The sequence below is a fragment of the Micromonospora sp. NPDC003816 genome (genome assembly GCF_042874705.1).
Taxonomy (GTDB): domain Bacteria; phylum Actinomycetota; class Actinomycetes; order Mycobacteriales; family Micromonosporaceae; genus Micromonospora.
Genome location: NZ_JBIANP010000022.1, coordinates 12,064 through 27,691, shown reverse-complemented (window position 1 = coordinate 27,691; position 15,628 = coordinate 12,064). Strand labels below are relative to the sequence as shown.

The following is a 15,628-nucleotide window of genomic DNA, read 5'->3' as shown; positions in this document are numbered from 1 at the left end:
CCGTCACCCGAAGCCGCCGGACCCGTCCCGGCCTGCCGCTCCCGCTTACGGACCCAGTTCCGCAGCGTCTCGTGACTCAACCCAAGCTCACGCGCGACCTGGTTGATCGGCCGCCCCGACGAACCGACCAGGTCAACCGCATCACGCTGAAACTCTTCCGTGTACTTCGATGGACGCCCCAACGGGGGCACCCCTTCCTCTGGACCAACGTCCAGTCTCAGGGTGTCCACATCTCAGGGGAAGCCCACAGCGCCGGCAGGCCCGCTCCGGCGGACACGAGCAGAGCCAGGGGTACGCCGACCGCGCGCCGCGCCGCGGGCCAGTCCGTCGGCGATGCGGCCGGTGCCGTCGGGGGCTGCCGCGCGTACCGGAGCAGGGCGAGGCAGGCCGCCGCGAGCGCGAACGTTGCGGCGGCGGGGGCGTCCACGCCCAGGCCGAGGGTGAGCAGGTGCGCGACGGCGGCGGTCACCACCGTGGGGGTGAGGTGCCGGGGCGCCGGGGCGGCGAGCGGTCGCAGCAGCACCGGTCCTGCCGTGGTGGCCGTGGCGGCGAAGGTGAGCAGCGCGGCGAACCCGGTGGCGGCCGGCGCGACGCCGCCGCCGTCCGTGGCGTGGCCCGGCCCCGCCGCCGGCAGCGTGGTCGCCACCCCGGTGAGGACCGCGCCGACGAGCCGCCCGGCCCGGCCGGGTGCGCCCGGGCGACAGCCGGCGGTACGCGGTGTCGTGGTGCGGTCGGGTACTCGTGGCTCCTCGGCTGTCACACGGGTTGATCGGCCGGGGCGGCGACCCGGGGTTACGTGTTGGCGGCGTACCAGTCGCCCCGGCCCTGCGGCAGCAGGTCGAGCATGTTCCACACCGGGGAGAGCAGGTCGATGCCGCGCTCGGCGCCGTCGTCGAAGTTGGCCGGCTGGCTGTAGAAGTGCCGGATGCCGTCGCCGTCGCGGACCAGTACGCTGACCATCGGGCGCTGGTCGCCGTTCGGGTGCTCGGCGCGCAGGTCGGCGTTGAAGTCGGTGCCGTGGCTGGAGAGCAGCCGCAGCCCGGCCCAGCCGCGCCGGGCGCCCCAGGCGCGCAGCTTCGCCGCCGGGGCCTTGCCGACCACCACGAACGCGGTGTGCTGCTGGAGATGGTGGGCGACGCCGTGGAATCCATCCACCCACAGTGAGCACATCGGGCAGGCGGCGTCGGCCTCCGGGTGGAACATCAGGTGGTAGACGACGAGTGTGCGGTGCGCGCCGAAGAGTGCGGAGAGCCGGACGGGGCGCAGCGGGCCGGGCGCGGTCAGGTCGGCTGGTCCCTCGGTGAACGCGACGTCGGCCACCGGTGCGCCCAGCGGCAGCTTCCGCCGGGCGACGGCGACCTGTTCGACCTGGTTACGCAGGGCGGCGTTCGGCCTCGGCGAGGCGCTGCCGAGCCGCCACGTACGCGGCGTCGGCGCCGTCCGGCCACATCGGCAGCGGAGTCGACCCGCTCGCGTCGTCAGTCATCCTCTCGTCCTTCCTCGACCCGCGCTTACGCTGGCCATCCGCTATAGAATATAAAAGTGAACGGCGGGTAGGTGTCGACAAAGGGGGTACGCGTGACGGAGACGACCGCGCCACCGTGGCTGCCGCAGCACGACCGGCTCGCCACCGCCGACCCCGACGCCGACGTCCACAAGTGGCTCGCCGGCTGGCGTCGCCGGGCCCCGATGCGCGTGGACGTCGTGCCCCTGGCCGGCCTGCGCGGCTGGCGCCAAGACGCCGACACCGGAGTCCTGGCCCACCGCAGCGGCCGGTTCTTCCGGGTGGAAGGGCTCTCCGTGGAGGTGCCGGGCGCGGCCGTGCCCCGCTGGGACCAGCCGATGCTGCACCAGCCGGAGGTGGGCATCCTCGGTATGCTCGCCCGCCTCGACGGCGACACGCTGCGGGTGCTGGTGCAGGCCAAGGCGGAGCCCGGCAACCAGGACGGCCACCAGCTCGCGCCCACCGTCCAGGCCACGCGGAGCAACTGGACCGGCGTGCACGGCGGCCGCCCGGTGCCGTTCCTGCACCACTTCCGTGACCCGGACCCGCGCCGGGTGCTCGTAGACGTCCGTCAGTCCGAGCACGGGTCCTGGTTCCTGCGCAAACGCAACCGGAACATGGTGGTCCTCACCGACGAGGACATCGTGCCGCCGCCCGGGTTCCGCTGGCTCAGCCTCGCCCAGCTACACCGGCTCCTGCGCCACGACGATCTGGTCAACATGGACATCCGTACCGTGCTCTCGTGCCTGCCGGCAGAGCTGACGGCCCGGGCGGCCGGACCGGCCGGGGACGCCTTCACGGCCGCGTTGCGTCGCTCCTGCCGGCCCGGGCCGGGCAGCCGGCACCACACCGGCGCGCTGCTGCACTGGATCACCGACGTCCGCAGCCAGACCGAGGTGGGCGCCGACCGGACGGCGCTGCGCGGACAGGCGGCGTGGCATTTCGGTGAGGTCTCCCTGCGGCACGCCAGCGGGCTTTTCTTCGAGGTCATCGGCGTGGACGTGGACGCCGAGGGACGCGAGGTGGCGAGCTGGTCGCAGCCGGTGCTGCGGCCCTGCGGCCAGGGGGTGGTGGCGTTCCTGGCCACCCGCCTCGACGGCGTGCTGCACGTGTTGGTGCACGCCCGGGTCGAGCCGGGTTTCGTGGACGTGGTGGAGCTGGCGCCGACGGTCCAGTGCACGCCCGCCACGCTCGACTACCTGCCCGCGGCGGCACGTCCGCCCTTCCTGGACCAGGTGCTCGGCGCGCCGCCGGAGCGGGTCCGGTTCCGCGCGCTCCTGTCCGAGGAGGGCGGACGGCTCTACCGGGCCCGCAGCAGCTATCTCGTGGTGGAGACCGACGACGCGGACCTGGAGAGCGACCAGTACCGCTGGGTGACGCTGCACCAGCTCTCGGAACTGCTGCGGCACAGCAACTACGTGAACGTCTCGGCCCGCAGCTTGATCGCCTGCCTGCGCGGACTGCTGGACGCCGGCTGAGCGGGCGGACCCGGCCGCTCCCGGTCCGCCCGCCGCGTCGGCCCTCAGTCGCCGAAGCCGCTCGGGTGGGCGTCGCCGACCGCGTTGAGCAGCACACCCTGCTCCAGCAGCGCCTTGCAGGCGCAGAGCACCATGGTGAACCCGCCCATGGAGTCGATCGCCTTCGCCACGGCCTGGTCGGCGCTGCCGGCGAAGCCGGTCTCGGTGACCCGGACCAGCGTCGTGTCACCCTCGCCCGGCAGGAACCGCCATTCGAGCTGGGTAGGGGACTCCGGGTCCCACTCGGCCAGGATGCGGCTGTTCTCCTCGACGTCCTTGACCGTGACGACGGTGGAGACGCCGTACATCTCCCAGTCCCAGGTGACGGTGGCGCCGGGTTCGAGTCGGCCGCTACTCCTGGTGAACCAGAACTTCGTGGTCACCGCCGGGTCCACGAACGCCTGGAAGACCTCGGCGGCGGGCCTGCGGATGAGCATCTGCGCGGTGACGGCAGGCGGTTGAGTCAAACGGTCGCTGTCCACGGGGTAGCCGTGTTCCCTTCTCGTGTCATCGGCACTGCGTACAAACGGTGGCGGGGTCAGGCCCGCCGGCGGTACAGGAACATGGAGAGCGGCGCGAAGATCGCCACGAGTGCCGCGCAGCCGGCCAGCGCCGCGCCGACCTCACCGGCGGTCGCCGTGCCGTGGGCCAGGCCGCGCGCGGCGGTGACCGTCAACGCGAACGGGTTCAGGTTGACCACCGCCTGCAGCCAGCCGGGGAGCGTCTCCTGCGGCACGAAGAAGTTGCTCACGAACGACACCGGGAAGACGATCGCCTGGCACGCGCTCAGCGCGGCGGTCGGTGACTTCAGGGCGAGCCCGAAGACGACGTACACCCAGGAGAAGGAGAAGACGAACACCAGGGTGATCAGGATCGTGGCGAGGACGCCGAGCACGCCGCCGTCGGGCCGGAAGCCGACCGCGAGCCCGACCGCCACGGCGACCGCGCAGCCGACGACGTAGAGCACGTTGTTGCCGAGCAGGGTGCCGACGATCGCGGCGGGCCGCCAGATGGCGAGCGCGCGGAAGCGGTCGGTCACCTCCCGGGAGTTGTCCAGGTTGACCACCGCGCCGATCCGCATGCTGATCATGATTCCGGTGAACACCACGATGCCCGGGATGTAGAACTGCATGTAGCTCGACGTCGAACCGGCCAGGGCGCCGCCGAACAGGAAGCCGAAGACGAGCGTGAACATGACCGGCACGCCGAGTGCCTCGAGGATCTGCGTCGGGTCGCGGCGTACCTTCTGCACCGCCCGCCACGCGAAGGTCAGCGTGGACGACAGCGCGCCGGGACGCGCCGGTCGCGCCGCGGCTGGCGTCGAGGCGCCACGGCCGGTGCCGGCCTCCACCATGCTACTCACGCCGCCTCCTCCGTCTCGGTCCGCGAGCCGTCCGCCCGATGCCCGGTGAGGGCGAGGAACACCTGGTCCAGAGTGGCGTGACCGAAGGCGTACTCGGCCAGGCCGACGCCGGCCCCGGTGAGGGCGGCCAGCGCCCGGGTCGCCTCTTCCTCGGCCGCGACCTGCGCGGTCAGCTCCATCCGGTCGGAGCCGGCGTGCACCGCCGTGCCCAGCGCCTCCGCCAGCATTCGCTCGGCCGTCTCCCGCTGCCCGGCGTCGCGCAGCCGCACCCGCAGCACGCTCGCGCCGATCGACCGTTTCAGCTCCACCGGCGTGCCCTCGGCGATGACCCGGCCGTGGTCGACGACCGCGATCCGGTCGGCGAGTTGGTCGGCCTCGTCGAGATACTGCGTGGTGAGCAGGACGGTGGCGCCCTCGCCGACCATGCCCCGGACGAGTTCCCACACCTGGTTGCGGCTGTGCGGGTCGAGCCCGGTGGTCGGCTCGTCGAGGAACATCAGGTCGGGTGTCACGATCATGCTGCTGGCGATGTCGAGCCGCCGGCGCATGCCGCCGGAGTAGGTCCGGACCAGCCGGGCGGCCGCCTTCTCCAGGCCGAACGTGGCGAGCAGTTCCTCGGCGCGGCGGCGGGCCGCGCTCCAGGAGAAGCCGCGCAGCCGGGAGAGTAGGACGAGATTGTCCCGGCCGGACAGTTCCTCGTCGACCGAGGAGTATTGCCCGGTCAGCCCGATCCGGTCGCGGATCGCCCCGGCCTCGCGCACCACATCGTGGCCGAGCACGCGGACCTCGCCGCTGTCGGGCGGGACGAGCGTGGCGAGGGTGCGGACGATTGTCGTCTTTCCGGCGCCGTTGGGGCCGAGTACACCGAACACGCTTCCGGCCGACACGCGCAGATCGATCCCGTCGAGCGCGCGTACCTCGCCGTAGGATTTGCACAATCGAGTGATCTCGATGGCGAGAGTGTCGGTCTGCTGTGCGGACAAGCCAGCCGTACGCGACATTGTGTTCACAAACACATAGTAGCAGGACGTTTCGCCTCGGTCACGCTTCTTGGTCCGCCCGTCACGCGCGTTCCGTGCCAGGTGATCGTCGCATGGACACCCGTTGGTTGATATCTATATCATTCTCAAGTATCGACGTGTCGCCGAGAGTGGAGGAGCGGACGTGTCCACACGCGAGCTGACCGAAATCGACGAGGTAGCGGAGATCTACGACGACGGCGCATGGGCCGTCGAGGTGCTTGGCGGGAACATTCACTTCGGGTGGTGGGAGGACGACGACGACCGCACGCCCTTCCTGGAGGCCATCAACCGGTTCACCGACATCGTCGGTGACCGCCTCGGGCTGCGCCCCGGCGAGCGGCTGTTGGACGTCGGCTGCGGCGCCGGTGAGCCGGCCATCCGGCTCGGCCAGCGCAGCGACGCCGACATCACCGGCATCACCAACAGCGCCGAGCACCTCAAGCGGGCCCGGGAACGGGTCAACGAGTCGGGGCTGCGCGGCCAGGTCCGCTTCGAACTCGGCGACGCCGCCGCGCTGAGCTACCCGGACGCCTCCTTCGACAAGGTACTCGCCTTTGAGTCCCTGGTGCACGCGCAGGACCGCCGGCAGTGGCTCGCCGAGATCCGCCGCGTGCTCAAGCCCGGCGGCCGGCTCGTGCTCACCGACCTCGCCGAGGACGCCCCGCTCACCGAGCGGGACCGGCAGATCCTCACCGATTTCACCCTCGCTCCGCCCGGCCCGCCGATGGCCGCGTTCGACCTGGTCCGCGACTCCGGATTCGTGGTTGACGAGTTCCTCAGCTGCGGCGACAAGATCAGCCGTTCGTTCCCCGCGTACCACGAGCGGGTGCAGCAGCGCCGCGACACGCTCGCCGCCGCGCACGGTGCCGAGAGGATCGACGCCTTCCTCGCCGAGATGCCGGCCGTGCTGGACGTCCTGCGCACCAAAGTCGGCTGCGTCGTCATCGCCACCCACAAGCCGCGCTGACCCGCCCGGCGGCGCACCGGCGTTCGGAAGGAGAAGGCAGATGACCGCCCCCGCCGTCACCGGCTGCCGGATCTGCGGCGGCCCGGTGACCGAGATGCTCGACCTCGGCCGCCAGCCCCTCTCCGACGCGTTCCCCCGCCCGGCCGACCTCGACGACGAGTTCTTCTACCGCCTTGCGGTGGGCCGGTGCGCCGCCTGCACGATGGTCCAGCTCGTCGAGGAGGTGCCGCGCGAGCGGATGTTCCACCACGACTATCCGTACCGCTCGTCGCTGTCGTCGGTGATGCGCGCGCACTTCATCGGCACCGGGCGGGAACTGCTCGCCACCGAGCTGACCCGGCCCGGCGCGTTCTGCGTCGAGCTGGGCAGCAACGATGGGGTGATGCTGCGGACCGTGGCCGCGGCCGGCGTACGCCACCTCGGCTTCGAGCCGTCCACCGGCGTGGCCGAACTCGCCCGCCGGCAGGGCGTACGGGTGCGTACCGACTTCTTCGAGGAGAGAACCGCCGCCGACGTGCTCGCCGCCGACGGGACGGCCGACGTCATCTACGCCGCCAACACGATCTGCCACCTGCCCTACCTGGACTCGGTGCTGCGCGGCGCGCGGCTGCTGCTCGCCCCCGGCGGCGTCTTCGTCTTCGAGGACCCGTACCTCGGCGACATCCTCGCCCGGACCGCCTTCGACCAGATCTACGACGAGCATTTCTACTACTTCACCGCCCACTCGGTGAAGGCCGCCGCAGCCCGCTTCGGGCTGGAGTTGGTCGACGTACGCCGGCTGCCCGTGCACGGCGGCGAGGTGCGCTACACGCTCGCCCACACCGGTGCGCGTACCCCGTCCCCCGCCGTCGCCGACCTGGTGCGCCAGGAACGGGAGCAGGGCGTGACCGGGGTGGAGGCGCTGCGCCGGTTCGCCGCCGCCGTCGCGCGTAGCCGGGCCGATCTGGTGGCGCTGCTGCGCTCACTCAAGGAGGAAGGCCGGACAGTCGCCGCCTACGGGGCCACCGCGAAGAGCGCCACCGTCACCAACTACTGCGGACTCGGGCCGGAGCTGATCTCGTACGTCTGCGACACCACCCCGACCAAGCAGGGCCGGCTGACCCCGGGCGCGCACATCCCGGTCCGCCCGCCCGACGCCTTCTCCGACCCGTACCCGGACTACGCGGTGCTCTTCGCCTGGAACCACGCCGACGAGATCATGGCGAAGGAGACCGGCTTCCGGGCTGCCGGAGGCTGGTGGATCCACTACGTGCCCACCGTGCGCGTACGGTGACGGCATCGGTGGCGCGAGGCTTCTACCGCGCCAGATTCCCGGAGATTTACGACCTGGTGATACGGCACCGGGGCCGCGACCACACCGCCGAGGCCGCCACGCTTGCCCGGCTGGTCCGGCGCCGGAACCCGGCCGCCGCCTCGCTGCTCGACGTGGCCTGCGGAACCGGGCTGCACCTGGAACACCTGCGGACCCACTTCGCGCCGGTGACCGGCGTGGACCTGTCCACGGAGATGCTCGCCCGGGCCGGCGCCCGGGTGCTGGGCGTGGCCCTGCACGAGGGCGACATGCGCGAGCTGGACCTGGCCGCCACCTTCGACGTGGTGGTCTGTCTCTTCGCGGTGCCGCACCTGCGCGGCGCCGACGAACTGGACCGGACCGTGGCACGGCTGGCCGCCCACCTGACGCCGGGCGGCGTGCTGGCGGTCGAGCCCTGGTACACGCCGGAGACGTTCGTCCCCGGCTACGTGGCCCGCGACATGGTGCAGGAGCAGGACCGGGTGGTGGTCCGGCTGTCCCACTCGACGTGGCTCGACGGCGCACGCGACCGGATCCGGATGACTGTGCACCAGGCGTACGCCGACCCGGAGGCGGGCATCTGGCACGACACCGCGACGACCGAGCTGACGCTGTTCCGGCCGGAGCACTTCGCCGCCGCGTTCGCCCGGGCCGGGCTCGCCGCCGCGCATGTCACGGCGTCGCCGTTCCGGTGGGGTCTGTGGATCGCCCGGCCCGCGGGTGCCCGGTGACCGGCGGCCGGCCACGCGCGGTCGTGCTGGGCGGCACCGAATTCGTCGGCCGTCACGTCGCGGACGCCTTCGTCGGCCGCGACGTGCTCCCTGTGGCCCGCCGCGCCCCGGCCAGCCCGCTTCGGCACCGGTTCACCGCGCTCGACCTCGGCGGCACCGACCCGGGCACGCTGGCGTGGCTCCTGGACGCCGAGGACCCGGTCGCCGTGGTCGACTCCACCGGCAGTAGTTGGGGACTGGACCCGGGCCGGACGGCCGAGTGCTGCACCCGGCTGGTCCATCTCGGCTCGGTGCGGGAATTCGGCCCGCAGCCGGCCGATCCGCGCCGTACGCCCACGCCGGACACCGCGTACGGCCGGGCGAAGCTCGCCGTGCTGGCGGCGGCCGACGCCGGTGACGTCGACGCGGTGGTGCTGTGCCTGGTGAACGTGTTCGGGCCGGGGCTTCCCGCGCGGCGACGCTCGGCCGGCGGCCCCGCCGCGACCTGCGCACGGCGGTCACCGACGTCTGGCACGACGAGCTGCTCCGGCACTCCGGCGACGGGGAGCCGACGGCGGTGTGCCGCCGCGTCAACGGGCGTCGTAGCGCCGGTCCGGGCGGCGAATCGACAGGTGGCGCGACCGGCGTCACCGGCTCGGCGGTTCGGCGTCGGCCGTGCCGCCTCCGTGATAGGGAGGGCAGGAGTCATGCGCGTACTGTTCATGCCGGGCCCAGCCATCGGCCACGCGTTCCCGCTGGTACCGCTCGGGTGGGCGTTCCGTGCAGCCGGGCACGAGGTCGTCTTCGTCACCGCCGGTGACGCGTTGGCGGTGGCCCGGGCCGGGCTGCCGGTCCTGGACGCCGTGCCTGGGCGGACCACCTCGGACATGCAGGCGCAGTTCGTCCGAGACGTGCCGCGCCTCTTCGAGCCCATCGGCGCCGACCCGATCGGTGGGATGGAGGAACGCAAGCCGTACATCGTCGCGGCCTGGGACCCGTTCGTGGACGCCCACGTCGCGCTCGGCGAATGGGTCCAGCCGGACCTGGTCGTGTACGACCCGATCTTCGCGGTCGGCCCGGTCGTCGCCGCCCGGCTGAAAGTGCCGGCGGTGGCGCACAGCCTCGGGCTGGCCCGGTTCACCCCTGACCTGCTGCGCGAGCTGCCCGGCGCGGTGGCGATGCGCCGGCACGGGGTGACGCTGCCCGAGGGCATCCGGACCGTCGACATCGCACCGCCCAGCCTGGTCGAGGGCGGGCCGGCCGAGATCTCCATGCGGTACGTGCCGTACAACGGCGGCGGGGTCCTGCCCGAGTGGTTGCGGGAGCCGGTCGCCCGGCCCCGGATCGCTGTCACCTTCGGCACGCTCGGCGGGCCGGACCGGTTCGTCGCCGGCATCGCGCGGGTGCTCGCCGCCGCTCCCGGGCTGGACGCCGAGTTCGTGCTGGCGATCGGGGAGTCGGCCGCTCCGGCCGACCTGCCGCCGAACGTGCGTACCACCGGCTGGGTGCCGCTGAACCAGTTGCTGCGCGGCTGCGCCGCCGCGATCCACCATGGTGGGGACGGCACGACGCTGACCTGCGCCGCGCTCGGCGTCCGCCAGCTGGTGCTGCCCGGCTCGCCGGACGAACTGGTCACCGGCGAGCTGCTGCGCGCCCGAGGGCTGGCGCACGTGCTGGACTCGGTGGACGAGCTGGACGCCGCCGCGATCGGCCGGCTGCTCACGGACACGGAGCTGGGCCGGGTGACCGGCGAGGTGCGGGCCGAGATCGCGGCGCTGCCGTCCCCGGCCGAGGTGGTGCCCCGGCTGGCCGCTCCGGCGTGAGCCCGGCGGTCCGGGCGCGCCGCGTACGGTCTCCGCGATTGCGGTTGCAGGTTCTCGCGCAGCGCGATGCCGTGCGGGTTGGTGCAGGTCGGCACCGGCAGCACCGGCTGGTCGGGACAGGAGACCGGATCCTGAGGGCCTGGTGACGTTCCGAAAAAGGGGGCACCGCAAGAATTGATAATCATATAGCAAACTGCGCTCGCGGGGATCTACCATCGCGGCATGGAGCCTTCCACGTTCAGCACCCCGGTCGGCGACTTCGCCGACCTCCGTGACGACTTCCTGCGGCTCACCACAGAGATCGGTTGGTGCGCGGTTGCCACTGTGGATGGACGCGGCCGGCCGCGCAGCCGGATCATGCACGTCTCCTGGGAGATCGGCGACGCCGGCCCGGCCGGCTGGGTCAGCACCACCCGCACCCCGGTCAAGACCGCCCACCTGGCCCGCAGCCCGTACGTCTCGTGCAGCTACTGGACCCCCGCGCACGACGCCGTCTTCGTCGACTGCCGCGCCACCTGGCTGGAGCCGGGCGACACCAAACGCCACGTCTGGGACATGGTCGCCGCCGAGGCGACCCAGCGTGGCTTCGACCCGTGCGCGGTCTGGCCCGACGGCCCCGCCGACGCCGGCTTCGAGGTTCTCCAGTTCGACCCCTGGCGGGTCCAGATCACCCTGCAGGACCTGGCCAACGGCCAGACCATCGGTTCGTCGCGGGTCTGGCACGCCGCCGGGCGGCCCGCGTCTACCGGCGCGCTGCTCTCCCGCTGATCCCGACCGGGCCGCCGCCGCACGACGGGCCGGCCCGGCACCGCCGGCGCGGCGAGCCGCGCGGCCCGACACCGAGGGAACGCACCATGACCACCACTTTGCGCACACCCGCGTCGGCGCCCGGCCGTCTGCCCGTGCTCGGGCACGGCCTGCAGATGAAACGACGACCCGCCGAGTTCCTGCTCGAACTCCAGTCCGGGGAGCCGGTCGTCACTATCGCGCTCGGCAAGCGCCCGGCGTACGTGGTCAACGACCCGACCCTGATGCGGGAGCTGCTGCGCGACGGCGACACCTTCGTCCGGGGCGGCCCGATGACCGACCGCTTCCGGTCCATGTTCGGCAACGGCCTGGGCATCTCCGAGGGCGAGTTCCACCGCCGGCAGCGGGCGCTCATCCAGCCCGCCTTTCATCGCAACAAGGTCATCCACTACACCGAGCTGATGAGCCGGACGGTCGCCGGCAAGCTCGACTCCTGGCGCGACGGCCAGCGTCTCGCGGTCGAGAAGGAGATGGACGAGCTGGCCCTCACCAATGTCGTCGAAGTCGTCTTCGCCGGTGACCGGCGCCTGGACCGCGCCCGGTTCATGGCCGCGACCACCACCGTGCTGGGCGGACTGTTCCGCCGGATCACCGACGTGACGGGCGTGCTGACCCGCCTGCCCACCCGGGCCAACCGCGACTACGACGCCGCGGCCGACTACCTGCGGTCCACCATCCGCCGGGTCATCGCCGAGTACCGCGCGGCCGGCACCGAGCACGGCGACCTGCTGTCGATGATGCTCTTCGCCCACGACGAGGACGGTCGTCCCGCGATGAGTGACGAGCAGGTCCACGACGAGGTGATGACGTTCTTCATCGCCGGCAGCAACACCATCGCCAACACGCTCTGCTGGGCGCTGCACCACGTCGGCGCGGACCCCGAGGTGCAGCGGCGGCTGCACGCCGAGGTCGACCGGGTGCTCGACGGACGGTCCGCCGGCTACGCCGACGTGTCGGCGCTGGAGTACACCCGCCAGGTGCTCTCCGAGACGCTGCGGCTGCGCACCCAGGGCCTGTTCAACAACCGGGTCACCGCCCGCGACGCCGAACTGGGCGGCTACCTGATCCCGGCCGGCTCGGACGTGCTCTACAGCTTCCACGCCGTGCACCACAACCCGCGCATCTATCCCGAGCCCGGGCGCTTCGACCCGGACCGTTGGCTGCCGGAACGGGCCCGGGTGCTGCCCCGCGGCGCGTTCATGCCGTTCGCCACCGGCGTGCACGGCTGCATCGGCGACCAGTTCGCCTGGACCGAGATGATCGTCTCGCTGGCCAGCATCGCCGCCCGCTGGCGGCTGGAGCCGGTGCCCGGCCACGAGCCGAAGCCCGTGCCGGCCATGACCATGCCCGTCGACGCGCTGCCGATGACCGCGCGCCGCCGTACCCGCTGAACGGCTGACGCCCGGCCACCGGCCCACACGGACCGGCGGCCGGGCGTCCGGCCGCTCAGAGCTCCCCGGCGATCACGTTGCCCGGCGCGTCCGGGTCGGCGCTGAGGTAGAACTCGTGTGCCGCCCGGCCGTACTCCTCGCTGGTGAGGTAGCCGTCCCGGTCGGTGTCGAGCCGGTCGAAGATCCGCTGCGTGTCCTCCGAGCGCATGCCGCTTTTGCTCTGCGCCGCGAACATCTCCGCGTGGTTGATGCGCCCGTCCCGGTCCGCGTCGGCCACGTCGAACACGGCCAGGCTGAACGGCACCGCCGCGTTCGTCACGAAATCCGGGAACCCCGGCTTGTCGGCCCACGCCACCCACTCGGAGACCGTGACCCGCTTCTCACCGTCGGGCCCGTCGCTGCCGCGCATCCCGCGCCACATCCGGGCCGCCGCGCCGTGGATCCGCCGCCAGCCCGGCGAGTACGGCGCGACGCCGTACGTGTCGCACCAGATCTGGGCCATCGCGGTGATGTCCAGTCCGTCGATGACGCCGTCCCCGTCGGCGTCGTACGAGTCGAAGACCTTTTCCAGCTTGCGGCGTTGCAGTTCGGTGGTCATCTCGGTCCTTTCGTGGCGATGGATGGGGTCAGGCCGGTGCGACCGCGCGGACGGTGAGCGCGGTCGAGGTCAGGTCGACCAGGCCGTCCGGGCCGGCGCGTCCCTCGGCGGCGGCGGCCACCTCCGCCCAGAGCGCGTCCCGCCCGGCCGGGTCGAGCGCGTCGACCCGGCGGCGAACCGGAGGCGGGGCCACCGCCCGGGTGAACCGCGCGTACTCGGCCGGGTCGTGGAACCGGAACGGGACCGGGTACTCCTCGACCGTCACCTCCCGCAGGCCGGCTTCGGTCAGCCCGGCCGTCAGCGCCGCCGGATCGCAGAGGCGGTACGGGCCGGGGGCGTCCGGTGGCCCCGACGGCAGGTCCAGCCGGCGCGCGAGTACGCCGTACCCGAGCGACATCAGCGGCACCTGCGGCGGTGGCGCCCACACCGCCGCAGCGAGCACGCCGCCCGGGACGAGCAGCCGGGCGATCCGGCGGAACGCGGCGCCGGGGTCGACGGCGAACATCAGGCCGAGCCGGCTGAGCACCACGTCGAACGCGTGCGGCGGTAGCTCCACCGTCTCCAGGTCGGCGACGAGGAAGTTTACGTTGCGCCGGCTCTCGGCCCGGCGGCGGGCCACGGCGAGCATGGCGGGGGAGAGGTCGACGCCGGTGACGGTGCCGGCCGGGCTGACGGCCTCGGCGGCGCTGAGCGCCGGCTCCCCCGGACCGGTCGCGACGTCTAGGACGCGGTGCCCCGGCCGTACGCCACCCAGGGCCAGCAGCCGCGCGGTGAGCGCCGCGCCGCCCCGCTCGAACGTCTCCCACTCGCGGGCCCAACCGTCGCTGACGGCGTCCCAGGTCCGCCGCTGTTCGGCTTTCACGGCGGCGGCATCTGTCGATACGGGCATCGCTCCTCCTCCTGTGGTCCGTCAGGTCACCCGCCCGGCCGGGCCGGTTCGCGGTCGGCGGGCCGGTCGCCGGGGTCCTCGGGCTCACGCAGCATCCAGGCCCGCTGTCGCCTGCCCGTCCCGGGACCAGCCGACGAGCCGTGCGGGCCACCGGCGAGCCGGTCACGGCGTCCCCGCGCCATCAGCACGAGCAGGACCGCTCCGGTGACCACCGGCACCAGCAACAGGGCCAGGCCGGTCGTTCCGCCGGTACCCCCGTGGTGGCCGGCCCCGGCAGACCCGTCCGGCGGCGCGGTGGCCGGCGGGGACGCGGCCGCGGTGGCCTGCGGCGGCGCGCCGAGCCCGGCGGCGACGGTGAACGGAACCCCGCCGGTGGCGGTCTGCCCGGTGGCGAGCTGGGCGTGGTAGCCGACCCGATAGCGCCCGTCTCCCAGTACCGTCACCGGCACCTCGACGCTGTTGTCGCGGTAGCGCGGCGCGCCCGTCGCGCCGAACGCGCCGCCCGGGCCGATCAGCCAGACATGGGTCCGCTCGGCGTCGAGCGGGCCGTTGAAGGTGAGCGTCACCGCCGCCGGTGCCGTGGTCAGCCGGGCACCGGCCGGCGGGTCGGTGGTCACCAACCGCGCCGGCCGCAGTTGCGCCGCCAGGGCCAGCCCGGCCAGGCCGAGCGCGAGCAGCGTGAGCAGTCCCGCCGCCAGCCATCTCAGCCCCGGCCCGCGCCTCACCGGACTTCGGCCACCCGGCGGCAACTGCACCGCATCCGGGCCAGTTCGTCGGCGAGCGGCGTGCGGTGCAGGTACATCGCCACCACCATCGGCAGGAACACCACCGCGTTGTAGAACAGGTGCAGCTCCACCCGGGGCGCCACCAGTTGCAGCAGGCTCGTCGGCACCGGCTGTCCGGCCAGGTTGCTGCCGGTCAGCGACTGCACCAGCAGCAGCAGGTGCTCCAGGTGGTGCCACACCTGGATCAGCAGCGCCGCCGTCCACCAGGCACGGGCGCGGCCGACGAAGCCGCCGCGCAGCATCCAGAAACCGGCGAGCATGACCACGGCGTACCCGTAGTGCAGCCATTCGCTTTCCACCAGCCACGGGAACGGCATGCCGAGCACGCCCCGGGCCTCCGGCCGGGACCAGCCGAACACCCAGATCTGCGCGGCCTGCGTCAGGTGCTCGGCCCAGTGGGCGATGACGACGACGAGGAAGATCTGCAGGGCCGCCCGGTGTCGGCTGCCGTTCAGATCGAGCCGCGAAGCGCCGGTGTCGCGCTTCTCCGAGAGTGTCACTGAGCCTCCTTCAGGAGCGGTTGGGATGTGCCGGCGGCCGCCCGGTACGGCGCCAGCGCCCGCACCAGCGGCGCCGGCACGCGGGTCGGCAACACCTGCCCGGCGACCTCCCGCATGCAGGCGATCCGCTGGTGGCCCCGAGCCACCGGTACCAGCCCGCCCGGGCCGTCGCGCAGGTAGTCGAAGGCCAGGCCGAGCTGCGTCTGGGTCAGCTCGGTCAGGCTCATCCGGATGCGCAGCTCGTCGAAGGCGTCGAGTTCGGCGAGGTACTCGCAGTCCACCCGCAGCGTGAACAGCTTCAGTCCGGCGCGCAGGTCGTCAACCACCGCCGGGGCGCGTTCGTGCAGGAACATCTCCCGGCAGCGGCCCTGCCAGCGCAGGTAGTTGACGTAGTAGACGTTGCCGACGAGGTTCGTCTCCTCGAACCCGACCACGTGGCGGTACTCGTACCAGGCGGACAT

Annotated in this window: 18 protein-coding genes; 7 read left to right on the top strand and 11 right to left on the bottom strand. The window is 72.8% G+C overall.

Annotation, left to right across the window (positions count from 1 at the left end; all coding sequences use genetic code 11):
• The 3 genes from ACFYTT_RS30760 to ACFYTT_RS30750 all read right to left on the bottom strand — a co-directional run.
• Nucleotides 1-191: transposase (locus ACFYTT_RS30760; RefSeq protein WP_387264480.1), on the bottom strand; the 191-nt coding region annotated here is incomplete at its 3' end.
• Between the two features lie 26 nt (nucleotides 192-217).
• Complete coding sequence (locus ACFYTT_RS30755; protein WP_387264478.1) at nucleotides 218-760, bottom strand: hypothetical protein; 543 nt, start codon at nucleotides 758-760, stop codon at nucleotides 218-220.
• Nucleotides 761-792: 32 nt separating this feature from the next.
• Complete coding sequence (locus ACFYTT_RS30750; RefSeq protein ID WP_387264485.1) at nucleotides 793-1,332, bottom strand: DUF899 family protein; 540 nt, start codon at nucleotides 1,330-1,332, stop codon at nucleotides 793-795.
• Between the two features lie 246 nt (nucleotides 1,333-1,578).
• On the opposite strand from ACFYTT_RS30750, the gene ACFYTT_RS30745 reads away from it, so the two are divergent.
• Nucleotides 1,579-2,982, top strand: a complete 1,404-nt coding sequence (locus ACFYTT_RS30745) for an NDP-hexose 2,3-dehydratase family protein (protein ID WP_387264476.1) — start codon at nucleotides 1,579-1,581, stop codon at nucleotides 2,980-2,982.
• A 44-nt stretch (nucleotides 2,983-3,026) separates the two neighbouring features.
• Here ACFYTT_RS30745 and ACFYTT_RS30740 read toward each other — a convergent pair whose 3' ends face one another.
• From ACFYTT_RS30740 to ACFYTT_RS30730, 3 genes are all read right to left on the bottom strand, one after another.
• Nucleotides 3,027-3,488, bottom strand: coding sequence for an SRPBCC family protein (locus ACFYTT_RS30740; protein WP_387264474.1), 462 nt, complete (start codon nucleotides 3,486-3,488; stop codon nucleotides 3,027-3,029).
• 71 nt (nucleotides 3,489-3,559) lie between these two features.
• Nucleotides 3,560-4,375: an ABC transporter permease gene (locus ACFYTT_RS30735; protein ID WP_350700213.1), complete on the bottom strand. Its 816-nt coding sequence runs from the start codon at nucleotides 4,373-4,375 to the stop codon at nucleotides 3,560-3,562.
• Nucleotides 4,376-4,380: 5 nt separating this feature from the next.
• The gene (locus ACFYTT_RS30730; RefSeq protein WP_387264482.1) at nucleotides 4,381-5,385 is read right to left on the bottom strand and encodes an ATP-binding cassette domain-containing protein; all 1,005 of its coding nucleotides are present in this window, start codon (nucleotides 5,383-5,385) and stop codon (nucleotides 4,381-4,383) included.
• Nucleotides 5,386-5,548: 163 nt separating this feature from the next.
• Between ACFYTT_RS30730 and ACFYTT_RS30725 the strand changes: the two genes are divergently transcribed.
• The 6 genes from ACFYTT_RS30725 (at nucleotide 5,549) to ACFYTT_RS30700 (ending at nucleotide 12,395) form a co-directional block, all read left to right on the top strand.
• Nucleotides 5,549-6,373 carry an SAM-dependent methyltransferase gene (locus tag ACFYTT_RS30725; RefSeq protein ID WP_387264472.1) on the top strand — a complete coding sequence of 275 codons (825 nt, stop codon included), beginning with the start codon at nucleotides 5,549-5,551 and terminating at the stop codon, nucleotides 6,371-6,373.
• Nucleotides 6,374-6,413: 40 nt separating this feature from the next.
• Nucleotides 6,414-7,646, top strand: coding sequence for a methyltransferase domain-containing protein (locus ACFYTT_RS30720; RefSeq protein ID WP_387264470.1), 1,233 nt, complete (start codon nucleotides 6,414-6,416; stop codon nucleotides 7,644-7,646).
• Nucleotides 7,647-7,654: 8 nt separating this feature from the next.
• Nucleotides 7,655-8,395 (top strand): class I SAM-dependent methyltransferase, encoded by a 741-nt coding sequence (locus ACFYTT_RS30715; protein WP_387264468.1) that lies wholly within the window; start codon nucleotides 7,655-7,657, stop codon nucleotides 8,393-8,395.
• Nucleotides 8,392-10,197 carry a nucleotide disphospho-sugar-binding domain-containing protein gene (locus ACFYTT_RS30710; RefSeq protein ID WP_387264467.1) on the top strand — a complete coding sequence of 602 codons (1,806 nt, stop codon included), beginning with the start codon at nucleotides 8,392-8,394 and terminating at the stop codon, nucleotides 10,195-10,197. The genes ACFYTT_RS30715 and ACFYTT_RS30710 overlap by 4 nt, the downstream gene beginning before the upstream one ends.
• 222 nt (nucleotides 10,198-10,419) lie before the next feature.
• Nucleotides 10,420-10,965, top strand: coding sequence for a pyridoxamine 5'-phosphate oxidase family protein (locus ACFYTT_RS30705; protein WP_387264465.1), 546 nt, complete (start codon nucleotides 10,420-10,422; stop codon nucleotides 10,963-10,965).
• 86 nt (nucleotides 10,966-11,051) lie between these two features.
• A complete protein-coding gene (locus tag ACFYTT_RS30700) occupies nucleotides 11,052-12,395 on the top strand; it encodes a cytochrome P450 (RefSeq protein ID WP_387264463.1) in 1,344 nt (447 codons plus the stop codon).
• A 55-nt stretch (nucleotides 12,396-12,450) separates the two neighbouring features.
• On the opposite strand, the gene ACFYTT_RS30695 is transcribed toward ACFYTT_RS30700, so the two are convergent.
• From ACFYTT_RS30695 to ACFYTT_RS30675, 5 genes are read right to left on the bottom strand one after another with little or no spacing between them, the layout of a single operon-like run.
• Nucleotides 12,451-12,993 (bottom strand): EF-hand domain-containing protein, encoded by a 543-nt coding sequence (locus ACFYTT_RS30695; RefSeq protein WP_387264461.1) that lies wholly within the window; start codon nucleotides 12,991-12,993, stop codon nucleotides 12,451-12,453.
• A 28-nt stretch (nucleotides 12,994-13,021) separates the two neighbouring features.
• The gene (locus tag ACFYTT_RS30690; protein WP_387264459.1) at nucleotides 13,022-13,882 is read right to left on the bottom strand and encodes a class I SAM-dependent methyltransferase; all 861 of its coding nucleotides are present in this window, start codon (nucleotides 13,880-13,882) and stop codon (nucleotides 13,022-13,024) included.
• Nucleotides 13,883-13,908: 26 nt separating this feature from the next.
• On the bottom strand, nucleotides 13,909-14,607 hold the full coding sequence (locus ACFYTT_RS30685) for a copper resistance CopC family protein (protein WP_387264457.1): 699 nt from the start codon (nucleotides 14,605-14,607) through the stop codon (nucleotides 13,909-13,911).
• A complete protein-coding gene (locus ACFYTT_RS30680; protein WP_387264455.1) occupies nucleotides 14,604-15,167 on the bottom strand; it encodes a hypothetical protein in 564 nt (187 codons plus the stop codon). Before ACFYTT_RS30680 ends, ACFYTT_RS30685 begins: the two co-directional genes overlap by 4 nt.
• The gene (locus ACFYTT_RS30675) at nucleotides 15,164-15,628 is read right to left on the bottom strand and encodes an acyl-CoA thioesterase (protein WP_387264453.1); all 465 of its coding nucleotides are present in this window, start codon (nucleotides 15,626-15,628) and stop codon (nucleotides 15,164-15,166) included. The genes ACFYTT_RS30680 and ACFYTT_RS30675 overlap by 4 nt, the downstream gene beginning before the upstream one ends.